The organism is Okeania sp. (assembly GCF_983059655.1).
The window spans coordinates 1-6,000 of record NZ_CEZPJD010000486.1; the positions used below are offsets into that span (position 1 = coordinate 1).

Below are 6,000 nucleotides of genomic sequence, written 5' to 3' on the forward strand. Positions count from 1 at the left end.
CTTCCCTCTCTCATTCTATTTGTATACTACATTTTGAAGTGCGGAATGTGGGTTTGAAGAAAATAACTTTTAATTTAATGAAGTTTTGAATCAACTCAAACCTAATTTGTTATATTTTTGGTTTGAGCAGTTTTTTTTTGGCTTAACCCAAGCTGCTTTTTCTTTTGAATATCCTAGTCACACCAATTTTTTTTTGTTTCCAGTATTAATACTTAATTAATCGCCTTCCCTCTCTCATTCTATTTGTATACTACATTTTGAAGTGCGGAATGTGGGTTTAATAGTATCGCATTTGCTCCAAGTGGAAAGACTTTGGCTTCAAGTAGCAAGCACGGAGTTATCCGAATATGGGATTTGACCAAGTTGAATTGAAACAGCAGTACATCACTAATAGATAAATTTATTATTCTCCGCTAACAAGTTTTTCTATCTGAATCAATAACTTTTCTAATTGTCTTCTTTTTTTAGTATTATCCCAAATTCTTGAACTCTTAATTAAACGATAGGTATTGTCCAGACCGCTTTTCAAGGTATCTTCTTGTTTTACCGTCTGATTAATTTCTGCCACTCTTTGTCGAATCCCCGACAAAGACAGTGACTTTTCTATTACTTCTTCCAGTAAACTTTGTCTCATGCCCTCGTCTTTGACTTTAGCTATTGCTACTGCCTTTGTATAATCTAGTTCTCCAGAACGCAGAACCTCTAGAATATCTGGGGGTAATTTTAACAATGGAAGGCGATTTTTAACAAAGGATTGCCAGTTCATCAGTCCCAGATCTTCAAATACTGATTCTATGATTTGAGCAGTAGGGCTACCCATAACGTTAGGGGTAACTTTTCCTTTTTCCTCATTTTGCATTCTGTTTAACAACTTTACCACAGAGGGAATACTTTCATCTATCTGGACGGCCAATAGTTGTAAAATCCCTTCAGTTTCTTCAAGAGGGTTGAGGTCTTCTCTTAGTAGATTTTCTATCAACGATAATTGCCAGGCATCCTCATCATTGAGAGAGCGGATAATTACAGGCACAGAAGTCAGTCCAGCCATTTTTGAAGCTCTTAAACGTCTCTCCCCTGCGACTAACTCATATAAGTTGTTGTTAGTAGGTCGGACTAATAGTGGTTCAAGTACGCCAAACTGAGAAATAGAAGCACTTAGTTGAGCTAGTTTCTCTGGGTCGAAATAGCGTCGTGGTTGAGATGGGGGTAAGACAATTTTTTCTATGGATATCTCTTGTTGTCCTGTAGTGGACTGCAAGGAAGTGGTGGACATAGAAGAAGTTTCTTTTGTGTCGAATATAAAGTTACGGAGTGAATTTCTTTTTGTCATTTTCAAGAAACTTTGGACTTAGAAGATTTAGATTTCGGCTTAGATTTAGCTCTGGTCTTAGTAGACTTGGTAGACCTAGTAGATTTGCGTTTTGTTGCAGGGTTTTTCATTTCTATTCCTGCGGTTGAAAATGCTTCTGTAAATAATGAGTCAAATTCAGATGCAGAGGAAGTAGCCATAGCGCCGGACATTTGAAATGTTGTCTTGTTTTGTCCAGGGGCATCAGCGAGGCATTGTCTCTGATAGATTACGGTTTGTAGAGTGGGAATTGAAGATTCTGCTAGTACTTGCTGAGATTCTCTAAGGAGAATTGTACCTTTGGTGGCTCGGTTAAGATAGAGAAAAGCTTTTGGCACACCCTGACGTAGTTCTTGGGCCTGGTTAATAAAGCGGAGTGTTTTATTACTACTACGGAGGTCGAGACCGGATGGTTGACAGGGTACTAGAGCAATATCACAACGGGATAATATAGCTTTGGAAACTTCACTCATTCCTCCAGGTCCGTCTACCACTACGTTGTCATATTCTTTGGCTAGGATTGGGAGAGCATCAAAGATTTCTTCTGGGTCGCTGATAATTTGAAAAGGCATTTGGAGTGTTTCTGCCCAGACTGAACTACTGTTTTGGGCATCTGCATCTACAAGAATAACTGAACCACGTTGCATTAACCAGTAGACTAGATGGATGGCCGAAGTGGACTTTCCTGTGCCTCCTTTCTGATTGACAAAGGCTATAATCATGTGTTTTTCTCTGGGAAATATGGTGCTGTAATTGAATACTATCAGAAAGTGGTTCTGATTTACCCATAACATTAGGGGTAAAATTATTATTGATAAAGAGATTATCTATATAATAGATGTAAATAGATATAAATCTAGACAAAACAATTAATGCCAATAAATCTAAATTTGTATCCAGACAACTGGAAAGAAATCGCTTTATCCATAAAACAAGCAGCAAATTGGACTTGTGAATGGTGTGGGCGACCATGCCGACCTCCCGGAATCTCTCTGAAGCAGACCGAACAATGGCTGAGGGATAATCATCCAGAATGGTTGTCTCATCTGTACAAAGTGGTGGAAGACGATAAAAATGGCACTGTAAGAATTGCAAAACCTCAGCGTTTTACACTAACTACAGCTCATTTAGATCATAATCCTAACAACTGTGAAGCTGACAATCTTAAAGCTCTCTGCTCTGTCTGCCATCTTAATTTCGACCGTAATGACTGGAACCGAACGCGGAAGGTACGAAGAATGAAGCTGTGGGAACAATACGGGCAGTTGACTCTTGATTTGAACTTAGAAGTTCAGTAATTAATAATTAACAATTAATAAGAAAAAAATCAACTCTTGTTTGAGCAAGTTAATATTTACTCTGATGAATCAAAAAGGTGCAAACAAAGCAATAGGCGATGCCACAGCATGGAAAATCCAGAAAGTAAATTCGGTTTTTTTTTACTATTTCAGATGAGTTGAAATAAATAATACCGAAATAGTAAACAATAAATTTTAAACGATAAATACTCTATTATTAATTTTTTTATATAATGTATTCTCATTAGTAGAAACTATAGTAGACAGTCCTATAAACTAGAGCTATTAATAATTCTTTGTTTATGCTATAACTGCTCTATCTATAGTATTTAAGTTGCCAGAAAAGTGAGATAATAAGTATTTGATCAAACCTGATTGTTAGAGAACACCACCCATCTGAAAAAAATATGATAAAACTAATCAACACTTCTCACAAAAAAAAAGTAGAATATCTTCCCAACATTCTATCTCTAATGAAGAATTAGAACAACGAGCAAATAATAGAAAAGAACGTGGCGAACGTTGTTTCAAAATATGAGCAAAAAATTAGACCACGACTAATTGAAACCTATTACAATTGGTTCATCGCAATTGAACCTGAAAGTGGTTATTATTTACTTGATTATGACCTGAAAAATTTGATGAAAAGAATAATGATTTATTGCCCTACAAGTCAGTTAGTAACTTATCGTATTAATGAAACAGGAGCTTGTGGAAAAATCTGATGATTTCTGGAGTATTTGGAGAGGAAGGAGAATTAATATTTGAAATTGAACTAATTGCAACAAATGGTGAAATTATTCCTATTGATGCTATTTTAGACACAGGATTTACTACAGGTTATTTGGCAATTCCTACTCAAGATATAGAAGCTTTAGGGTGGGAGAAAATTCGTTCAGATATCATGTTAAGTACAGCAAAAGGCATGGCATATTTTGATATTTATGAGGGTAGGATAATCATCGATCAACAAGAATTTACAGTTCCAGTTCATGCAGGGGATAATTTACCAGAAATATTGATAGGTGGTTTTTGGTATTTATGCAGTACAAATAATAATAGATAAATCTGCGGGCATTTTAACTCTGCAAATTAAGATTTAGAATGACTATGGGGTTCGCTCAATGTCTTAAGGAGGCAGAGAGTTTGAATAATTAAAAATTAACAATTAACAATTAATAATTACCTCTTTTTTTTTAGATATCGGCAGACAAATTAGAAATTTTCACCTTATATTATGTATAGTATCCATTCAGATATACTCCTTATTTATAGTTCTAGTTCATGCATCGGAGCAGAAAAAATAACCCAAGATATATGAAAGTTCAATCTATTCAATTAAAATATTTCAAAAAATTTGAAGATTATCAATTTGATTTTACAAATACAGAGACAGGTTTAGCACAAGATATTATTCTAATAATTGGCATGAATGGTGCTGGTAAAACTAGCCTTTTACAAGCAATTGCAGCCACTCTAGGAGTAGCAACTGGACGCTTACAAAAACTCTCAGATTTAGAATGGGCAGGATTTAACTACGAATTACTTAGTAATAATTGGAAAAAAATTGAACCAGAGGTTAATCTTCAAATTCAGTTTTCATCTCCAGAACTCAAATCTATATCTGAATTTTACCAAAAATCACAAGAGACAGGACACAAATTAGAAGTTCCTCCTACAGAAGAAAATTTGGTTTCTTTAAGATGGAAAGGAGAGGGTATTCAAGCTAATATTGCAGCAGAATTATTTCAATTTAAAGGACGAGAATATGCCAAACAACTACTCCGTTCTGAAGGTTTTCAAGTATTTGAAAAAGTAGGCACAATTCTCTGGTATACAGAACAAAGAACTTCCACCAGCTTAACACCAGAAAATCACCAACAACAACTAGAAATTACTGAAGATATTTTACGAGACCGTCTTTCCAAATGGCGACAATTTCATCAAGATATAAATACAGGTAAAATCGCACAACTTCGTTCAGGACAAAAAGACTTATATTCTGAGATTGAGCAAGCTTACAAAACTGTCTTTTCCGAACATTATTTTGAAGGTCCTATTCCACGAGAAAATATAGATGATATCTTCAGTGAACCTTGGTTTTATTTATCTGATGGAAAAAACCAATATGAAATTTCTGAAATGTCCGGTGGAGAGCGGGCAATTTTTCCAATAATTATGGATTTTGTCAATTGGAATATTAATAATTCAGTCATATTAATTGATGAAATTGAACTTCACTTACATCCTCCCATGCAACAAACATTGCTCAGAGCTTTACCCAAATTAGGTAAAAATAATCAATTTATTATTACAACTCACTCTGATTATATTGAGCAATTAATTCCTGAAGCACAAATTGTGAGATTAGAGGTGTAATTGTGAGCGTTGTTAGTAGCGGAAGATTTATTTTTTGTGAAGGTAAGAAAACCAGTTTAGATTACCAACTCCTCAATCAAATTGTCACAAATATAGCAACAATTGTCCCATCTGGTGGTAAGTTTAGCTTTTCTACATTTATTGAGGGTTATTTCTCTTCAACGAATATAGACAATAAAAAGTATTTGGTTTTTCGAGACCGAGATTTTGATGCTGAACCTACCTCAGATATTAGCTTAATTCAGCTCAGAAGAAATGTTTGGTTAACTCATCGCCCTTGTGTCGAAAATTATCTCTTACATTCAGATTTAATTCATACTTATTGGCAAGAAAAATATCAAGAAAAACAAAATAATCCTACTTCTAAATGGGGACATGGTAATTCACCAGGAATAGAAATTATTTCAGAATGGATAGAGTCAGCAGCTAGGAGCTTAAAAGAATATCAAACTGTGCGATGGTCATTAGCTAATTTATTACTAGATAGTGCCACAAGAACACAGCTTAAAACAACTTGGACTGGAGGTAGTGGACAACTTCCTAAATCATTAGATTTATTAGATTGTAAAAATGAAGCAATAGAGTTAATAAAACAATTTAGAAAAGTTGTTGATACAGTAACACAAGAGAGATTTGAAGAAAGCTTTGAGAAATATCAACAAAAATTTGCTCAAGAGGAATTCTGGGAACAAAAACAATACTTAATCTGGTTCCATGGTAAGGATATTCAAAAAGAAATGCAGCGACAGAAATCTCAATACATATCCCTCAATATTTTTTTTGGTTGGGCAATTACTAATATTGACATTGATCGATATCCTGACCTTAGAGAGTTGCAGATAAAAATTGAGCAATTATAACAATTATAATGGCAAATTATTGTTAGACTCATCTATATCCGTCCTCGTCATTCTGTTCCGACCCACATTCCGCACTTCAAAATGTAGTATACAAATAGAATGAGAGAGGGAAGGC

Annotated in this window: 8 protein-coding genes; 6 read left to right on the forward strand and 2 right to left on the reverse strand. The window is 34.7% G+C overall.

Annotation, left to right across the window (positions count from 1 at the left end; translation table 11 throughout):
* Positions 1-285 precede the first annotated feature (285 nt).
* A complete protein-coding gene (locus AC3DU7_RS22410) occupies positions 286-372 on the forward strand; it encodes a hypothetical protein (RefSeq protein WP_488041522.1) in 87 nt (28 codons plus the stop codon).
* A 31-nt stretch (positions 373-403) separates the two neighbouring features.
* Here the strand turns inward: AC3DU7_RS22410 and AC3DU7_RS22415 are convergent, their stop codons facing one another.
* Positions 404-1,273 carry a ParB/RepB/Spo0J family partition protein gene (locus AC3DU7_RS22415; protein WP_488041515.1) on the reverse strand — a complete coding sequence of 290 codons (870 nt, stop codon included), beginning with the start codon at positions 1,271-1,273 and terminating at the stop codon, positions 404-406.
* Positions 1,274-1,332: 59 nt separating this feature from the next.
* Positions 1,333-2,070: an AAA family ATPase gene (locus tag AC3DU7_RS22420; RefSeq protein ID WP_488041516.1), complete on the reverse strand. Its 738-nt coding sequence runs from the start codon at positions 2,068-2,070 to the stop codon at positions 1,333-1,335.
* 150 nt (positions 2,071-2,220) lie between these two features.
* On the opposite strand from AC3DU7_RS22420, the gene AC3DU7_RS22425 reads away from it, so the two are divergent.
* The 5 genes from AC3DU7_RS22425 to AC3DU7_RS22445 all read left to right on the forward strand — a co-directional run bounded on the left by AC3DU7_RS22425 (position 2,221) and on the right by AC3DU7_RS22445 (position 5,885).
* Positions 2,221-2,646 (forward strand): hypothetical protein, encoded by a 426-nt coding sequence (locus AC3DU7_RS22425; protein ID WP_488041517.1) that lies wholly within the window; start codon positions 2,221-2,223, stop codon positions 2,644-2,646.
* Positions 2,647-3,158: 512 nt separating this feature from the next.
* Positions 3,159-3,371, forward strand: coding sequence for a hypothetical protein (locus AC3DU7_RS22430; protein WP_488041518.1), 213 nt, complete (start codon positions 3,159-3,161; stop codon positions 3,369-3,371).
* On the forward strand, positions 3,371-3,712 hold the full coding sequence (locus tag AC3DU7_RS22435) for an aspartyl protease (RefSeq protein WP_488041519.1): 342 nt from the start codon (positions 3,371-3,373) through the stop codon (positions 3,710-3,712). Before AC3DU7_RS22430 ends, AC3DU7_RS22435 begins: the two co-directional genes overlap by 1 nt.
* 251 nt (positions 3,713-3,963) lie before the next feature.
* Positions 3,964-5,025, forward strand: a complete 1,062-nt coding sequence (locus AC3DU7_RS22440) for an AAA family ATPase (protein ID WP_488041520.1) — start codon at positions 3,964-3,966, stop codon at positions 5,023-5,025.
* Positions 5,026-5,027: 2 nt separating this feature from the next.
* Positions 5,028-5,885, forward strand: coding sequence for a hypothetical protein (locus tag AC3DU7_RS22445; protein WP_488041521.1), 858 nt, complete (start codon positions 5,028-5,030; stop codon positions 5,883-5,885).
* The last annotated feature ends 115 nt before the right edge of the window (positions 5,886-6,000 follow it).

Bases quoted from the DNA above. Each gene is read 5' to 3' on its own strand.
- AC3DU7_RS22415 (WP_488041515.1), bottom strand. From the start codon at position 1,273: ATGTCCACCACTTCCTTGCAGTCCACTACAGGACAACAAGAGATATCC.
- AC3DU7_RS22420 (WP_488041516.1), bottom strand. From the start codon at position 2,070: ATGATTATAGCCTTTGTCAATCAGAAAGGAGGCACAGGAAAGTCCACT.
- AC3DU7_RS22425 (WP_488041517.1), top strand. From the start codon at position 2,221: ATGCCAATAAATCTAAATTTGTATCCAGACAACTGGAAAGAAATCGCT.
- AC3DU7_RS22435 (WP_488041519.1), top strand. From the start codon at position 3,371: ATGATTTCTGGAGTATTTGGAGAGGAAGGAGAATTAATATTTGAAATT.
- AC3DU7_RS22440 (WP_488041520.1), top strand. From the start codon at position 3,964: ATGAAAGTTCAATCTATTCAATTAAAATATTTCAAAAAATTTGAAGAT.